The 17,218-nt window shown below is 42.8% G+C and carries 13 protein-coding genes; all 13 read right to left on the bottom strand.

Annotated elements, in window-relative coordinates; translation table 11 throughout:
* Positions 1-36 precede the first annotated feature (36 nt).
* A complete protein-coding gene (gene pnp, locus KJS58_RS11210; protein ID WP_213532596.1) occupies positions 37-2,133 on the bottom strand; it encodes a polyribonucleotide nucleotidyltransferase in 2,097 nt (698 codons plus the stop codon).
* 207 nt (positions 2,134-2,340) lie between these two features.
* On the bottom strand, positions 2,341-2,610 hold the full coding sequence (gene rpsO, locus KJS58_RS11205; RefSeq protein WP_213532595.1) for a 30S ribosomal protein S15: 270 nt from the start codon (positions 2,608-2,610) through the stop codon (positions 2,341-2,343).
* 155 nt (positions 2,611-2,765) lie between these two features.
* On the bottom strand, positions 2,766-3,713 hold the full coding sequence (locus KJS58_RS11200; RefSeq protein WP_213532594.1) for a bifunctional riboflavin kinase/FAD synthetase: 948 nt from the start codon (positions 3,711-3,713) through the stop codon (positions 2,766-2,768).
* Between the two features lie 59 nt (positions 3,714-3,772).
* On the bottom strand, positions 3,773-4,696 hold the full coding sequence (gene truB, locus KJS58_RS11195; protein ID WP_213532593.1) for a tRNA pseudouridine(55) synthase TruB: 924 nt from the start codon (positions 4,694-4,696) through the stop codon (positions 3,773-3,775).
* Positions 4,693-5,670 (bottom strand): DHH family phosphoesterase, encoded by a 978-nt coding sequence (locus KJS58_RS11190; RefSeq protein ID WP_213532592.1) that lies wholly within the window; start codon positions 5,668-5,670, stop codon positions 4,693-4,695. Before KJS58_RS11190 ends, truB begins: the two co-directional genes overlap by 4 nt.
* A gap of 20 nt (positions 5,671-5,690) precedes the next feature.
* Positions 5,691-6,044: a 30S ribosome-binding factor RbfA gene (rbfA, locus tag KJS58_RS11185; protein WP_213532591.1), complete on the bottom strand. Its 354-nt coding sequence runs from the start codon at positions 6,042-6,044 to the stop codon at positions 5,691-5,693.
* Positions 6,045-6,070: 26 nt separating this feature from the next.
* A complete protein-coding gene (gene infB, locus KJS58_RS11180; RefSeq protein WP_213532590.1) occupies positions 6,071-8,740 on the bottom strand; it encodes a translation initiation factor IF-2 in 2,670 nt (889 codons plus the stop codon).
* Complete coding sequence (locus KJS58_RS11175; protein ID WP_191798454.1) at positions 8,733-9,056, bottom strand: L7Ae/L30e/S12e/Gadd45 family ribosomal protein; 324 nt, start codon at positions 9,054-9,056, stop codon at positions 8,733-8,735. Before KJS58_RS11175 ends, infB begins: the two co-directional genes overlap by 8 nt.
* Complete coding sequence (rnpM, locus tag KJS58_RS11170; protein ID WP_213532589.1) at positions 9,049-9,357, bottom strand: RNase P modulator RnpM; 309 nt, start codon at positions 9,355-9,357, stop codon at positions 9,049-9,051. The genes KJS58_RS11175 and rnpM overlap by 8 nt, the downstream gene beginning before the upstream one ends.
* 25 nt (positions 9,358-9,382) lie before the next feature.
* Entirely contained in the window at positions 9,383-10,480 is a 1,098-nt protein-coding gene (gene nusA, locus KJS58_RS11165) for a transcription termination factor NusA (protein WP_213532588.1), read from the bottom strand.
* A 126-nt stretch (positions 10,481-10,606) separates the two neighbouring features.
* On the bottom strand, positions 10,607-11,068 hold the full coding sequence (gene rimP / locus KJS58_RS11160) for a ribosome maturation factor RimP (RefSeq protein ID WP_213532587.1): 462 nt from the start codon (positions 11,066-11,068) through the stop codon (positions 10,607-10,609).
* Positions 11,069-11,300: 232 nt separating this feature from the next.
* Positions 11,301-15,617, bottom strand: a complete 4,317-nt coding sequence (locus KJS58_RS11155) for a PolC-type DNA polymerase III (RefSeq protein ID WP_283771266.1) — start codon at positions 15,615-15,617, stop codon at positions 11,301-11,303.
* Between the two features lie 138 nt (positions 15,618-15,755).
* Positions 15,756-17,204 (bottom strand): proline--tRNA ligase, encoded by a 1,449-nt coding sequence (gene proS, locus KJS58_RS11150; RefSeq protein WP_213532585.1) that lies wholly within the window; start codon positions 17,202-17,204, stop codon positions 15,756-15,758.
* Positions 17,205-17,218 lie beyond the last annotated feature (14 nt).

The raw sequence follows: 17,218 nt of genomic DNA, 5'->3' as shown, positions 1-17,218 counted from the left end.
TAAACTTCTGTCTCTTTTGAAAGTTCTATATTAGAATTAAGCTTTTGTTTCTGCAGTCAAAGTTGCTTTGCGGGAAAGATTGATGCGTCCTTGTTGGTCGATTTCCGTTACTTTTACTGTAATGGAATCTCCAATAGCGACCACGTCTTCCACTTTAGCTACACGTTCTGTAGAAAGCTGGGAGATATGAACAAGTCCTTCTTTATTAGGAAGTACTTCTACAAAGCAGCCAAACTTCTCAATACGTTTTACTTTACCTACATAAATTTCACCTACAGCCACTTCACGAACGATGCCTTCAATAATTTCACGAGCTTTATCATTCATGGATTGATCGGCAGAAGAGATGAACACACGGCCATCTTGTTCGATATCAATCTTAACGCCCGTTTCTTCAATAATCTTGTTAATGATTTTACCGCCTGCTCCAATAACATCACGGATCTTATCCGGGTTAATGTGCATGGTAAGAATTTTAGGTGCATATTGAGATAAGGTTTCTCTTGGTTTTTGGATAGCTTCCATCATTTTACCAAGAATATGCATACGTCCTTCTTTCGCTTGGCTCAGAGCTTCAGAAAGAATATTACGATCAATACCATCGATCTTAATATCCATTTGAATCGCTGTAACCCCTTCAGAAGTACCGGCTACTTTAAAGTCCATATCTCCAAGATGATCTTCCATACCTTGAATATCAGTCAGGATCGATACCTGATCTCCATCTTTAATCAGACCCATTGCCACACCAGCTACAGGTGCTTTAATTGGTACCCCAGCATCCATCATAGCAAGTGTAGAAGCACAGATACTAGCCTGAGATGTGGAACCGTTTGATTCAATAACTTCAGAAACAAGACGGATTGTATAAGGGAATTCAGTCTCAGACGGAATTACTTTAGACAATGCTTTTTCGCCGAGTGCACCATGACCGATTTCACGACGACCTGGAGGACGAAGCGGTCTTGCTTCACCGACACTGAACGGCGGGAAGTTGTAATGGTGCATGAAGCGTTTGGTTTCTTCCAGATCAATACCATCTAGAATCTGAACATCACCTAGTGCTCCTAGTGTACATACGCTGAGCGCCTGAGTTTGTCCACGAGTAAACAAGCCAGATCCATGCGTACGCGGCAAGAGATTTGTATCACAATCGATCGGACGAATTTCAGACAATGCTCGTCCATCTGGACGCACTTTATCATGCGTGATCAATCTGCGAACTTCTTCTTTAACGATGTCATGAAGAACTTCCTTCACGTCTTTTAACAATTCAGGAGTTTCTATGTATTTATCACCAAAGAAAGCAACCGTTTCATCGTTAATTACATCAATCGCATCTTGTCTTGCATGCTTTTCTTCAATACGAACTGCTTCAACGAGACGAGCTGCTGCATACTCGCGAACTTCAGCGTTAACGTCCGCATTAACTGCATGCAATTTGACAGCCATTTTCTCTTTACCAGCAACTTGTACCAATTGTTCGATTACAGCAACGATGTTTCTAATCTCTTCATGACCAAACATAATCGCTTCGAGCATTACTTCTTCTGGTACTTCATTCGCTTCTGCTTCTACCATCATGATCGCATCTTTCGTTCCTGCAACCACAACATAGATATCACTCGCTTCTTGAGCGGCAATATCCGGGTTAATTACAAATTCACCATTCACACGGCCAACGGCTACTCCGCCGATAGGTCCATTAAAAGGAACATCTGAAATACTTAGTGCCGCAGAAGTACCGATCATTGCTGCAATTTCTGGTTCGCAGTCTTGATCTACGCTCATTACGATATTTTGGATCTGAACATCATTACGGAAACCTTCTGGGAATAAAGGACGAATCGGTCGATCTGTCAGGCGGCTGGCAAGAATTGCTTTCTCGCTCGGTCTACCTTCTCTTTTAATGAATCCACCCGGAATTTTACCTACTGCATATAGTCTTTCCTCATAGTTAACCGTAAGCGGGAAAAAATCCAAATCTTTAGGTTCAGTTGACGCTGTTACGGTACATAAAATAACGGTATCTCCATAGCGTACAGTTACAGCAGCGTTTGCTTGTTTAGCAAGACGTCCTGTTTCTAGAATTAGTGTTCTGCCGCCAAGTTGCATCTCAACACGTTGTTCCATGAAACCCCTCCTTCTTTTTACATCATTTATTGTTTTTTATTTACTAGTATGACCTAGTATTGACATATTCGCAAAATTTTAGATGGGACTATTCCAGTCCACAAAAAAAAAGAAGCCTAAATCTACAAAACAACCCGGCTGCGAGCCCGTCCCTCTATAATAGAGAGACGGGGACAACCAGGCTGTCGTTGTTAGGATATACGAAGATTAACGGCGCAATCCAAGCTTCTCAATCAAAGCACTATAACGTCTAACATCTTTGTTTTTCAAGTAAGCCAAGAGCTTACGACGTTGACCTACCATTTTCAAAAGCCCGCGACGGGAATGGTGATCTTTCTTGTGCGTACGCAAGTGATCCGTCAAACTCTTGATGTTTTCCGTAAGGATAGCAATTTGCACCTCTGGAGATCCAGTATCGGATTCATGAGTTTTGTGCTCTTCGATCAATTGTTGTTTACGTTCTTGAGTCAAAGCCATCCTGTTCACCTCCTTCATTATAATCGCCTGTAGCCTCGTCGGGGCCGGTGAGAGCCTTCAACTAAAGCTAAGGTTATGGTTGCCTTCCAGCAACGTATCTTAGTATATCATACTTGCCTATTTCATGTAAATCTAAACTTCAATATTTAAGTATTCTAAGATCGATTCTCTAAAATTTGCTTCGCCGTCTCCGAGTCTCTCTGAATCTGGGCAATGAGTTCGTCGATGGACGGAAACCGTTGTTCAGGTCGTAGAAACTCCACCAACTCCACAGTAAGCTCCTGTCCATATAAATCCCCGCTGTAATCGAGCAAATGAACTTCAAAAGAAGGTTTAATCCGATCTTTATGGAAAGTAGGTTTAACGCCAATGTTCATGACACCAGGAAACTTCTGATTACGATGCAATACCCAAACGGCATATACACCTTTCCGTGGTACAACATAGCTTTCTGATGGCTCTACATTTGCTGTAGGAAATCCAATCGTACGTCCTCGTTTTTCACCGTCAATCACAGTCCCTCTTAGAGAATAACGTCTGCCCAGCATACGCTGAGCTTCCTTTACATCTCCTTCGTGTAAGACAGAACGAATCGAGGTACTGCTCACTTTTTTACCATCCAGCGTAAGCGGAGGAATGGTCACCACGTTCATATGAGGCATTCCGAGTTCACGAAGTTTGTTTTCGTCTCCGGCTCCTTTATGACCAAACCGAAAGTCAAAACCAACCACAGCTACTTTTACTTCGGATTGAATCAAAAACTCAGTTACAAACTGTTCTGGCAGAAGACTAGAAAAAGACTCGTTGAATTCGATAACATATAGGACATCTATACCCATTTTTTCAAGGATTTCTTCTTTATCACGAAGCGGCGTCAGATAACCCTGATAATCACCTTTACGCATTACTTCTTTTGGATGAGGATGAAAAGTCAAGACAGCAGCTTGTATTCCCTGTTCTCTGGATAATTTTACAGCGGATTCAATTACACTTACATGTCCTAAATGCAGTCCATCAAACTGCCCCATCGCAAGTACCTGGGGAACAGCAATCTCTTTACGCACTTCTTCTGTCAGAGGAAATGATAAATTTATTGTTTTCAATCTAATTCACCTGCAATTCCCATGATAATCCTGTTGCCATATCTGTTATTGATTACACTTCAACTAGGTTCCGGTAAAAAAACCTTTTTAGGGGTAATTGTGTCTGATTCCGCATCCCACTGATAAATCCCTAAAAATTGCTCTTCTTTAGAGTAAAGGCGGAACAATCCCTCCTCTTTCAAAGCAGGCTGGACATAAGATGCAGACACTTTTTTACCTTGTAGTACAGAGCGCTCTTGTTCCGACTCAATCGTGTGGGAAGGGAAATTCCAAATCGATTGATCTGTAGGGATTAGATATTTAGACAACGTGTCATTCTCAACACATTGCTGTATCTCTTCGATCGTCAAACAGCGCCCTGCCGGAATACCAGCAGACATCGTTCTTTCAAGTTTCACCATTGTAGAGGGATATCCTAGCGCCTCTCCAATATCTACACATAAAGTTCGAATATAAGTCCCTTTGGAACACAGTACACGAAAAGAAATTTCAGGTAATCCGTCCACATCTTCCATTCGTATAAGTTCAAGTTCATGTATGGTTACTTCTCTGCTTTTGCGTTCCACTGTCTTTCCTTCACGGGCAATTTCATAAAGCCTTTTCCCGTTAATTTTTACAGCAGAATACATAGGAGGAACCTGAGAGATAACCCCATTGAACTGCTGCAGCGCTGCCTCTACCTGTTCATACGTCACTTGAACATCATCTACTTGCGCTGTTACTTCACCCGTCATGTCTTCCGTATCTGTCGCAATCCCAAGCCGAAGCGTAGCATGATATTCTTTGGGAAGCTCTTGCAAGTACTCTACAACTCTTGTAGCTTTTCCTAAGCAAAGAGGCAGGACTCCTGTAACCTGAGGATCCAGTGTTCCTGTATGCCCAATTCTTTTCATTTTCAGAATACCTCTGAGTTTAGCAACTACATCATGGGAGGTAAAGCCTGCCGGTTTCAGTACAGGAAGTACTCCTTCGTAACCACTCATAGCTCTTTTTTCACCCGTTCTACAACTTGTTTTACTGTTTCCATCCATGGACCTTCCACTCTAGCACCGGCAGCGCGAATATGCCCGCCGCCTCCAAAATCTTTAGCAAGAGCCGCAACATCGATTCTTCCACTAGATCGGAAGCTAGCTTTTATAACATCATCAGAGATGACCTTGAAGAGAATACCTACTTCTACCCCTTGAATATTACGCGGGTAGTTAACGATGCCTTCTAAATCATCATTTGCTGCACCGCAGTCTTCCATATCCTGAGGCGTTACTATGACCCAAGCTATCTTTCTATCCTCCGTTAATTGAAGAGTAGCCAGCGCTTTAGTAAGTACTTGCAGCTGAGGAAATGTCATTTGTTCCAGTAAAAGTTCAGCTAATTCAGGGCCATTAACTCCGTGTTTTAACAGAGCGGAAGCCATTTCCATTATTTTAGGACTGGTGTTTGAATAACGAAACCCTCCGGTATCTGTAAGAATCCCCGTATAGGCTGCTGTAGCCACATCTTTGTCCCATGTTAAGCCCATAACTTCAATTAAATCGTATAAAATTTCTGCCGTAGCAGCCGCATCATCTTTAATAATATTCACTTTGCCATAACCATTATTTGTTGGATGATGATCTATGTTCAGAATCTGTTTCTCTTCCGCGAACCAATGTTTCACACGCCCGACCCGTTCGTAATCGGCACAGTCTACACAGATAACATGTTGATATGTTTTCGGTGGTTCACTCACAGTTCCGTTTAAAATTTGAGAAGTTCCCCACATATAATGCATCCGTGGCGGAATGGGTCCTTCATTAATCATTGTGAATTTCTTCCCCAGACATGAGAGAAGCCAGCCCACCATTACGGTGGAGCTGACTGCGTCTCCGTCCGGCTGTACATGCGACACGATCAGGAAGTCATCATGCTCCAAAAGAAATTCCTTCCCTTGTTGAAGCGCCTGTTCATAGGTCTGCATTGCCGTCTCCTCTATTCATCTCATTTGGAATCCTTGGTATCAATCTCCGTAAGTAGTTTCTCAATACGACTACCGTACTCAATGGATTCATCAATTTTAAATATCAATTCAGGCACATGACGAAGCTTAATTCTTTTTCCCAATTCGCTTCGCAAAAAGCCGTTTGCTTTATCGAGAGCTTTCAAAGAATTATTTTTCTGTTCATCGTCTCCGAATACACTGAGGTATATTTTAGCTTGGGACAGATCGTTAGTCAGATCGACACCCGTCACTGTAACAAAACCGATTCTAGGATCTTTAAGTTCGGTTTGGATCAGTATGCTAATCTCTTTCTTTATCTGTTCGCTTACACGTCCAGTTCTAATTTTAGCCACTCATGTCACCTCTCTTGCAGTTGACGCTATTTACGTTCCACTGTTTCCATAACGAACGCTTCGATTACGTCGCCTTCTCTAATGTCATTGAAGTTCTCAATAGTGATACCACACTCATAACCTTGAGCAACTTCTTTCACTTCATCCTTAAAGCGTTTCAAGGTATCAAGTTTACCTTCGAAGATAACAATGCCATCACGGATGATACGAGTTTGTGATGCACGAGTAATCTTACCGGAAGTTACCATACAACCTGCGATGGTTCCCACTTTGCTGATTTTGAACGTATTTCTAATCTCAGCATGCCCAATAATTTTCTCTTTAAATTCAGGATCAAGCATACCTTTCATCGCTTGTTCAATCTCTTCAATTACGTTGTAAATAACATTGTAGAGTCGAACATCGACTTTTTCAGCATCTGCTGTTGATTTCGCCTGAACTTCAGGACGAACGTTAAATCCAATGACGATCGCATTAGAAGCTGCTGCGAGAATGATATCCGATTCGGTAATCGCACCTGCACCGCTATGAATAATTTTCACGCGCACGCCTTCTACTTCAATCTTAGCGAGGGAGCCTTTAAGCGCCTCAACGGTACCTTGAACGTCACCTTTGATAATTACGTTCAGAGCCTTCATCTCGCCATCCTTAATGTGCTGGAACAGATCATCAAGGGTAACTCGAGTTTGTGTACCTAGATCTGATTCACGTTGTGTTATCGCACGTTTGTCTGCGATGGAACGAGCTTTACGCTCATCTTCAAACACCATGAACGGATCGCCTGCAAGAGGTACTTCTTGCAAACCAGTGATTTCAACTGGTGTAGAAGGACCGGCTTCTTTAATCTTGCGGCCTTTGTCATTAACCATTGCACGGACACGACCGAAACAGTTACCTGCAACAAAAGCGTCTCCGACTTTCAAAGTACCATTTTGAACCAGCAAACGCATTACAGGTCCACGGCCTTTATCGAGTTCAGCTTCAATTACTGTACCACGTGCACGTTTGGCAGGATTTGCTTTATATTCATTCACTTCTGCTACAAGCAGAATCATTTCAAGAAGTTCTTCGATACCCATTTTTTGTTTCGCAGAAACGTTAACGAAAATGGTATCTCCGCCCCATTCTTCTGGAACAAGTTCATAGTTCGTAAGTTCTTGTTTCACACGATCCGGATCAACGCCCGGTTTATCGATTTTGTTAACTGCTACGATAATTGGAAGATTCGCTGCTTTAGCATGGTTAATTGCTTCAACGGTTTGAGGCATAACACCATCATCAGCTGCAACGACAATAATCGTCATATCCGTTACTTCCGCACCACGAGCACGCATTGCTGTAAATGCTTCGTGACCTGGAGTATCAAGGAATGTGATTTTTTTGTTGTTGATTTCTACTTGGTACGCACCGATATGCTGTGTAATACCGCCAGCTTCACCGCTTGTTACGCTAGTAGAACGAATCGTATCAAGAAGCGTCGTTTTACCATGGTCAACGTGACCCATAATGGTTACAACGGGAGGACGAGCTTGAAGATCTGCTGGATCATCATTTTCTTCCATTGTCTCAAAACGATCATCTTCTACCGGAATCTTCACTTCAACTTCAACACCAAACTCGCCTGCGAGAAGCAAGATGGTATCAAGATCAAGTTCCTGGTTGATGGTTGCCATAACACCCATCGAGATGAGTTTTTTGATAACTTCAGAAGCATCCTTATGAAGCAGTTTTGCTGCGTCACCCACCGTCATATTACCGCGAACGATAATTTTCTTCGGTGTATTGTCGATTTTCTCACGAGGAGGTTGGTTTTGGTTGCGTCCACGGTTGTTCTTACCGCCGCGGTTGTTCCCACGATAGTTACCTCTGCCGTTACCGTCTTCAAAACGGCGGCCAGCGCCTGGACGGTTGCTGCTGTTGCCACGGTTTTGATTACTGTTTCCACCGCGGTTGTTGTTAGAACCTTGCGTGTTACCGCCAGTATTATTCGTGCGGCCTTGACCTGATGATTGTGCTGGGCGACCTGCAGTGCTACCTTGTTGCGGTCTATTCGTGCTTTGGCCAGAAGGTCTGTTCGTATTATTACCTTGGCTAGAAGGTCTATTACTGCTTGAACTGTTACCTTGTCCAGTTGGTCTGCTACCGTTGCTGCCTTGGCCAGCTGGTCTATTGCTTCCTGCATTGCTTGGACGATTACTTTGTCCGCTGCTTGATTGACCTACGCTGCCATTAGTTCTGCGAGAATCTTGCCCGCCTTGTCTTTGTGTTCCGTTGTTAGTGTTTTGATTTGGTCTATTATTCATACCTACCTGCTTTTCCTGTTGTTTTTTTGGTTGAGAGTCACTTGAAGCATTCTGTACATTGCCTGACTCTTGATTTGTTTTGATTTCGTTCTTCAAATTCGAATTGGCACCTCCTTGAAGAGACGGGTTCGAGCGATTAAGCTTATCATCTTTAACCGCTGACGTTGAAACCGCCTGAGCCGAATTCTGTTCGCGTTTGGAAGCAGCATCTGATTTTATGCTATTGAAAAATTGCTCCACTTTTGCGACAGATCCGTTCTCCATTACGCTCATATGATTATTCACGGGAATTTCTAATTTTTTAAGAATGGTAATGATTTCCTTGCTACTCATGTTGATTGATTTTGCATATTCATAAACTCGCAGTTTGTCTTTGCTTTCCTGTTTACTCAATATACTCCACCTCCGACATTGTCAAGGCTTGTTTCGAGATCATACTTACAAATCCGGGATCCGTCACCGCCAGCACAATGCGTTCAGGTTTACCCATGGCACTGCCTAGGGAGTCTCGATCAAAACCAATCACGAGAGGAACGTTGTACGATTTGCACTTATCGCGAAATTTTTTACGTGTATTTTCCGAAGCATTACCCGCAACGATAACCAATTTCGCTTCAGATGACCGAATGGCTTTGAGTACGATCTCATCACCAGAAACAAGCTTGCCTGCTCGCATTGCAAGCCCGATATAAGATAGTGCCTTATTCATTGTCCACTCTTTTCTGTGCTTCTAGAAATTCATCCTCAGCACTAAGAAAATCTTGTGCTAGTTGCTCATATATCCCAGGGACTACCTGAGCTTTAAGTGCCCGATCCAAGGAACGGTTCTTCTGAGCTAACCGAAAACAAGCTTCTTTGCCGCATAGATAAGCTCCGCGGCCTGATTTTTTACCTGACAAGTCGATCTGCACTTCTTCTTCGGGAGTTCTTACAACCCGGATTAGCTGTTTCTTTGGCATCATTTCCTGACACGCTACACACTTTCGCAGCGGCACTTTACGTTGTTTCATCTTGTAGGCCCCCGATCATTCGCCGTTAGTCAACGGTGATGGAATCCTGATGCATTTCTTCAGAAGAATCTTTCTCTCTTCCGTATTCCTGTTCGGCCTGGCTTTCACTCTTGATATCAATTTTCCAACCTGTCAGCTTCGCAGCAAGACGCGCATTTTGCCCTTTGATACCGATCGCAAGAGAAAGTTGATAGTCAGGTACGATAACCCGAGCCATTTTCTCATTCTCGAAAACCTGTACCTCGAGTACCTTGGAAGGACTTAGTGCATTGGCAACGTATTCCTCTACAACATCGGAATATTTCACGATATCAATTTTCTCACCGCGCAGTTCACCCACAATGGTCTGCACGCGTATTCCTCTTGGTCCAACACAGGAACCAACGGGATCTACTTCTTCGTTGCGAGAATGCACCGCAATTTTGGAACGGAATCCCGCTTCACGAGCTACCGAGCGAATTTCAACAACACCATCGAAAATCTCGGGAACTTCTAGTTCAAATAAGCGTTTTAGCAATCCTGGATGCGTACGGGAAAGAATAATTTGAGGACCCTTTGTTGTGTTCTCCACTTTCGTGATATACGCTTTAATACGCTCACCATGCACAAACTTTTCATTTGGCATAAGCTCTGTAAGAGGCAGAACAGCTTCCACTTTGCCAAGGTCGATATAAATGTTGCGAAGATCTTGACGTTGAACCACTCCAGTTACAATGTCTTCTTCTTTGTCTACAAACTTGTTATAAATCAGGCCGCGTTCTGCTTCGCGAATACGCTGGGTAACCACTTGTTTTGCTGTTTGAGCAGCAATACGACCGAAGTCTCTTGGCGTTACTTCAATCTCTGCAATATCTTCGAGCTGGAAGTGCGGATTAATCTCACGTGCAGCAGTCAAAGAAATTTCAGTTCGCGGATCGAGGACCTCTTCCACCACCATTTTCCGGGCATATACTCTTATAACACCGGAATTACGGTTCATATCAACACGAACATTTTGTGCAGCATTAAAATTGCGTTTGTAGCTAGAAATGAGAGCAGCTTCAATCGCTTCAAACAAAACGTCCTTGCTGATCCCCTTATCTCTTTCTAATTCATTCATTGCTTCAATAAAATCCATACTCATGAATGTAAATCCCCCTTTCAAACATCTCATCCATAGCGTAAAACGACGAAATTCTCTTCACTTAGGAAGAGAACCTTGCCGTTACACGCGGAATGAATTTAATTCATAATAGAGTGTAGTTAAACACTATAAAACAATAGCCAATCGTGCACTCGCCACTTTTGAATAAGGAACGGTATGCTTCTTCTTTTTACCAGAAGCTATTACCATTTCCTCATTTTCAAAAGATAACAACTCACCTTCAAATTCCTTCAGTCCGTCAATCGGCTCATATGTAGTCACATATACGTTTTTCCCTACCGCTTTGACGACGTCAGCAGATTTCTTCAGGGGGCGTTCCGCACCGGGAGATGAAACTTCCAGAAAATAAGCGTCAGGAATTGGATCATTCTTATCGAGCTCAGTGCTTACAAATTCACTGATCTGTCCACAATCATCCAAATCGATGCCGCCTTCTTTATCCACGTAAATACGCAGGAAATAGTTATTGCCTTCCTTTACGTATTCTACATCCACGAGCTCAAAAGCGTGCTCTTCCAGATAAGGCTTAATCATTTCTTCCACGGTAGTTTTGATCTTTGTGCTCAAATACAATAACCTCCAAATTAGGTTAGTGCCGAAGGTAATCGGCGAATTTTCTATATACCAAAGAGTAAAGAGTGGGTTTCCCCACTCTTTAAACAACGGTTTTATCAACATGATTACCATTAAAATTATAACATAGACAGTCACTAGTGACAAGTATAGTCACTTGACTAGACTTTTACTCAGGTAATCTGAAAAGTGAGGGATGGAAATTAAATCTACCCTCTTCAAATAGCTAAAAGAGAGATAGTTGGTTACTTTCAGGTAGTCCGCGGAAGCAACCCATTTGCGTGAGTAACTCCACTGCCGTCTTACTTGCTTTCGATTTCTGCTGGAAATCCTCAATGGATAAAAATTCCCCATGATCTCTGGCTGCAGCAATATTACGTGCCGCATTGTCCCCAATTCCTTGCAAAGCAGAGAATGGAGGAATCAAAGAATCTTGGTCTACGATAAAGCGCGTTGCATCAGAACGATACAAATCAATGGATTTGAAGCTAAAACCGCGCGCAGTCATTTCCAGTGCCATCTCTAGAACAGAGAGCATTGATTTTTCCTTCGTAGAAGCCTGAAAACCAAGCTGTTCAATCTCAATAATCTTGCGGCAGATTGCATCATATCCCTGACAAGCCAGTTCAATATCGAAATCCTCAGCACGGACAGAGAAGTACGTCGCATAATATTCAATTGGATAATACAATTTGAAATACGCGGTTCTTACCGCAGAGATTACATAAGCCGACGCGTGGGCTTTCGGGAACATGTACTGAATTTTGAGACAAGAATCGATATACCACTGCGGCACTTTACATTTCTTCATTTCGTCAATCCATTCCTGACTAAGACCCCGACCTTTACGTACACTCTCTGTAATCTTAAACGCAAGAGCAGCATCCATTCCGTGTTTATAAATCAGGAACAACATGATATCATCACGACAACCTATAACGGTCTTAATGTCACATGTTCCATTCTTGATCAGTTCCTGTGCGTTTCCTAGCCATACGCCTGTACCATGAGACAATCCCGATATCTGCAGCAAATCGGCAAAACTCGAAGGCTGTGATTCAATTAGCATCTGACGTACAAATTTAGTCCCCATCTCAGGAACACCATAAGTAGCTACAGGAGTCCGTAACTTCTCAGGTGAAACGCCGAGTGCTTCGGTGGAATTAAACATACTCATTACCTTAGGGTCGTTCATCGGAATGGTGGTCGGATCTACTCCGGTCAAATCCTGAAGCATTCTCATCATCGTAGGATCATCATGTCCTAGAATATCCAGCTTAAGCAGATTATCTTCAAAAGCATGATAGTCAAAATGCGTTGTTTTCCACTCAGCACTTGTATCATCAGCAGGGTACTGCACAGGTGTAACGTCTTCTACTTCAATATAGTCAGGTACAACCACAATCCCCCCGGGATGCTGTCCTGTACTTCTCTTAACCCCTGTACAACCCGATGCCAAGCGATTAAGCTCTGCTCCACGCCACGATTTTTGATGCGATTCTTCATATTTTTTAGCAAATCCAAAAGCTGTCTTCTCTGCTACCGTACCAATCGTTCCTGCTCTAAATACACTTTTCTCACCAAATAAATCTTTGGTATATAGATGGGCTTTAGGTTGGTATTCCCCAGAGAAGTTAAGGTCAATATCCGGTACTTTATCCCCTTTAAATCCAAGGAAGGTTTCAAAAGGAATATCTTGGCCTTCCCCTTTCAGTAAGGTTCCGCACTTCGGACATTCTTTAACAGGAAGGTCAAAACCGCTTCGAATACTTCCATCAAGGAACCACTCGCTATACTTACATTCGTTATTTTCACAGATATAGTGCGGTGGCAGCGGGTTTACTTCCGATATGCCCAAAAATGTTGCTACAACGGACGATCCTACGGAACCCCGTGAGCCAACCAAATAACCATCTTCATTTGATTTTTTTACAAGTTTTTCTGAAATCAGATAGTTGGCCGAAAATCCATATTTAATGATAGGTTCAAGTTCTTTTTCCAGTCGTTTCACTACCACATCGGGCACTTCTTCACCGTAAATACTCTTTGCCGTATCATAACATTTACTGCGGATTTCTTCTTCAGCGCCTTCTAGGATCGGAGTGAACAATTCTTTAGGGAATAACTGAATTTCTTCAAAACGATCAGCAAGATCGCTTGTGTTCGTTACAACCACTTCAAATGCTTTTTCCTTACCAAGAAATTCGAACTCTTCGAGCATTTCATTGGTAGTACGGAAATGAGCATCTGGTTTCCGAATATCTTTGAGCGGACTATAACCTGTAATCCCATGAATCGTAATATCTCGATAAATTTTGTCACGCGGCTCCAAGTAATGTACATTCCCTGTTGCTACAACCGGTTTACCCAGTTTCTCTCCGATCTCAACAACTTTCCGAATCGCTGTTTTAATCTCTTCCGGCGTAGCTACAAGCCCTTTATCCACTAGATGCATATACATTGTAATCGGCTGGATTTCTAATACATCATAAAAATGCGCAATTTCCTCGGCTTCTTCCACTGATTTGTTAAGAACCGCCTCGAAAAACTCACCTTTCTCACAACCCGACATAATGAGCAGTCCTTCTCTATGCTGCACCAGCTTAGACTTTGGAATCGTAGCTACTCGTTTGAAATGTTCAGTATGCGAAAGAGAAACCAGCTTGTACAAGTTTTTCTTTCCTACCGCATTGAGCGCATATATACCGCTGTGAAACGGTCTTGAATTGGACAGATCCATTCCTACGTAATCATTCAAACGATCCAGCTGCGTAATTCCTTTAATCTGCAGGGCATCATTTAAGAGGCCTGTCAAAATGCCAGCAAGTGCAATCGTATCATCGATCGCACGGTGATGATTCTCAAGCGATATTTTATACTTATCTGCTAGTGTATTCAGCCTGTGATTCTTCATCGATGGATGAAGCATCCGAGCGAGTTCAAGTGTATCAAGTACCGGATTATCAAGCGGAGTCATTCCGAGAGTCTTCAAGTTAGCTTGAATAAAGCCCATGTCAAATCTTGCGTTATGAGCGACTAGAATCCCATCGCCAACAAAAGTGACGAAATCTTTCAAAACAGGTTCAAGTTCTGGTGCATCTTTCACCATGTCATCATTAATATTTGTCAATTGCTGAATATTATAAGGAATACGCTCATGAGGATTTACAAAAGTTGCAAATCGATCCACTTCCTTATCTTCAATCATTTTAACCGCTGCAATTTCAATGATCTTGTTCTGTGTTACGGATAGACCCGTAGTCTCTATGTCAAAGACGATGTACGTCGATGTTTTCAAATCAAGCGGCTTCGGTTCCAGCACAACAGCTACCGCATCATTTACAATGTTTGCTTCTAAGCCATACATCATTTTGACACCATGTTTTTTGGCTGCCTTTGCAGCTTCCGGATAGACCTGCACACCCGCATGATCTGTGACAGCAATCGCCTTATGTCCCCAACTTGCAGCTGTTTTTACGTAGCTGTCGATAGAAGTTACTGCATCCATCGTACTCATCTTCGTGTGAAGATGAAATTCTACCCGTTTTTGTTCAGCATTGTCCTTACGAGAAGGCGGGGCCTGTACTTCTACGAGATCAGATGGAATCATCGCGAGTTCTGGAATTTGCATGAAGCGATCGTACTCTACACGCCCTCTAACTTTGACCCATTTTCCGTTAGCGAGCAGGTTCAGAATTCGCACATCTTCCTTCGACTTAGCAAATACTTTCATCTGCATGGAATCCGTAAAGTCGGTAAGGTAAAAAGTATAAAGCGTATTTCCGTTACGCAACTCTTTTTTATCGAGACCAAATACCGTTCCCTGTAAAGTAACTTTCTTCTCTTCATCCTGGATATCCTTGATAGGTACCGGTTGTTCTTTGATTTCATAACCCATCTGAAGCCTTACGTCCCCTTCTTCTTCCTCAACAGGGGCCATTTCCGCTTCGATCATGGTCATCATATTCTGAATAACTTCCCGCTCTTCTTCTCGCTTCTTCTGTTCGAACTGCACCATTGCTTCGCGGTTACTCTCACCCACAAGCATTTTCACCTTGAGCGGCAGTTTGAAGAAACGTTCATAATAATTCACGATCGCTTGATCAATCTGTTTCTTTCGAGCAAGTTCCAGCGCCATTCCATCGCTGAGTGTTAACGTGAGCAAGCCGGATTCAACAATTTGGGAAGCGCGATTCATCCAACCGTTTACCGATGGAATCTGCTGATGAACCCACTCGAGAAATAAATTCCAATATTCCGTTACAATATCAGCCTCTGTAACCCCGGATTGATAGTGAAAAGTAAAACTAATTTTGGCAATATGACTCATCTTTTCACGGATATGCAAACAAAAAGCTCGGAAAACCGGCGCAGGAACCAGAGTTTCTTTGGCTATTGTAATATGCCAGTCACGGTTACTACGGCTGATTTCCACATGATCAATATATCCATCAACAAAATGAGGTTCTGCTATACCTGCAGGCAGATCCGCCTGTTTCATTAACAATTCGAACCTTCTTCTTTGTTCCGTTGTATCATTCAAACGATTCTTCCCCCCCGTTCCAAACAAAAAAACATGAAAAGCTTCTGCGCACAAAAATGGGAACCGATCCGTAAAGGGGCACCGTCTCATTTCGGACAGAAGCTTATCATTTGTGTTACTCTGTAAAACTAATCAATATTAATACGCTCTAGCAAATACTACAGTATGTTCCGCTTTCTGTCCACAAACGAGGCAAGTATGTTTTTCCTCGGATGGTTCAAAAGGAATATTCCGGCTTGTTGCTCCCGTTACCTCTTTCACCTTATCTTCGCAAACTTCTGAACCACACCAGCCCGCTAGTGAGAAACCGCGTTTTTCTTCCATTAATGCCTTCATTTCTTCCAGCGTATCTACGGAATAAAAATGTTCCTGCAAGAAAGCTTTCGCACGATCAAACATATCTTTTTGGACCTGTTCAAGCATGGCTTGAATTTCTTCCGTTAGATTATCCTGTTGCACGACTTTCTTCTCTCCCGTAATACGGGAAACGAGAACACATACTCCATTTTCCATATCTCGTGGACCAATTTCAAGACGAACTGGTACACCACGCATTTCGTATTCATTGAATTTCCAACCCGGACGAACATCACTGCGATCATCCATTTTCACTCGGATTCCCGCTTTTTTCAGTTCTGCGAACAATTCATCCGCACGTCCAACCACTTGATCACGTGTTTTTGGTGGTCCAATTGGAATAATAACAACTTGAGTTGGAGCTACTTTCGGTGGCAAAGCAAGACCGCGATCATCACCATGAACCATAATCATGGCACCGATGAGGCGAGTGCTTGTTCCCCAAGAACTCGTATGAGCGTATTCCAGCACGTTTTCACGGTTCAAATACTGGATTTCAAATGCTTTAGCGAAGTTAGTTCCCATGTAGTGAGAAGTACCTGCTTGCACAGCCCGGCCGTCTTTCATCATTGCTTCAATGGAGAATGTATCAACTGCACCTGCGAATTTCTCGGATTTTGTCTTTTGTCCAGTGATAACTGGAATCGCAAGAATATCCTCTACTACTTCACGGTACACTTCAAGCATCTGCATCGTTTCTTGACGAGCTTCTTCTTCATTCTCGTGAGCAGTATGACCTTCTTGCCATAAAAATTCACTTGTACGCAAGAAAGGCATTGTCCGTTTTTCCCAGCGAACAACGTTAGCCCATTGGTTAATCATCACAGGAAGATCACGATAGGATTGAATCCACTTGGAGTACATATGACCAAAAATCGTTTCAGACGTTGGACGAATCGCTAAGCGTTCTTCCAGCTTCTCTCCACCCGCTTCTGTAACCCATGGCAGTTCTGGATTAAAGCCTTCTACGTGTTCTTTTTCTTTTTGGAAAAAGCTTTCTGGAATAAACATAGGAAAATATGCATTACGATGCCCCGTTTCCTTGAAACGGCGATCCATATTTTCTTTGATGTGTTCCCAAATTTCATAACCATCTGGTTTAAACACGATACAGCCCCGAACTGGGGAGTAATCCATTAAATCCGCTTTTTTAATCGTATCAATATACCAGCGAGAGAAATCCTCTGACTGGGGTGTAATTTCAGTAACAAACTGTTTATCGTTTGACATAAGACTTGATTCCG

The sequence above is a fragment of the Paenibacillus sp. J45TS6 genome, assembly GCF_018403285.1.
Classification (GTDB): domain Bacteria; phylum Bacillota; class Bacilli; order Paenibacillales; family Paenibacillaceae; genus Paenibacillus.
This window is presented reverse-complemented; position numbering and strand designations above follow the sequence as displayed.

Excerpts from the sequence above, each read along its gene's own strand:
- proS (WP_213532585.1), bottom strand. The coding sequence starts at position 17,204 with ATGTCAAACGATAAACAGTTTGTTACTGAAATTACACCCCAGTCAGAG.
- rpsO (WP_213532595.1), bottom strand. The coding sequence starts at position 2,610 with ATGGCTTTGACTCAAGAACGTAAACAACAATTGATCGAAGAGCACAAA.
- truB (WP_213532593.1), bottom strand. The coding sequence starts at position 4,696 with ATGAGTGGTTACGAAGGAGTACTTCCTGTACTGAAACCGGCAGGCTTT.
- KJS58_RS11175 (WP_191798454.1), bottom strand. The coding sequence starts at position 9,056 with ATGAATAAGGCACTATCTTATATCGGGCTTGCAATGCGAGCAGGCAAG.
- rnpM (WP_213532589.1), bottom strand. The coding sequence starts at position 9,357 with ATGAAACAACGTAAAGTGCCGCTGCGAAAGTGTGTAGCGTGTCAGGAA.
- pnp (WP_213532596.1), bottom strand. The coding sequence starts at position 2,133 with ATGGAACAACGTGTTGAGATGCAACTTGGCGGCAGAACACTAATTCTA.
- KJS58_RS11190 (WP_213532592.1), bottom strand. The coding sequence starts at position 5,670 with ATGCAGACCTATGAACAGGCGCTTCAACAAGGGAAGGAATTTCTTTTG.
- nusA (WP_213532588.1), bottom strand. The coding sequence starts at position 10,480 with ATGAGTATGGATTTTATTGAAGCAATGAATGAATTAGAAAGAGATAAG.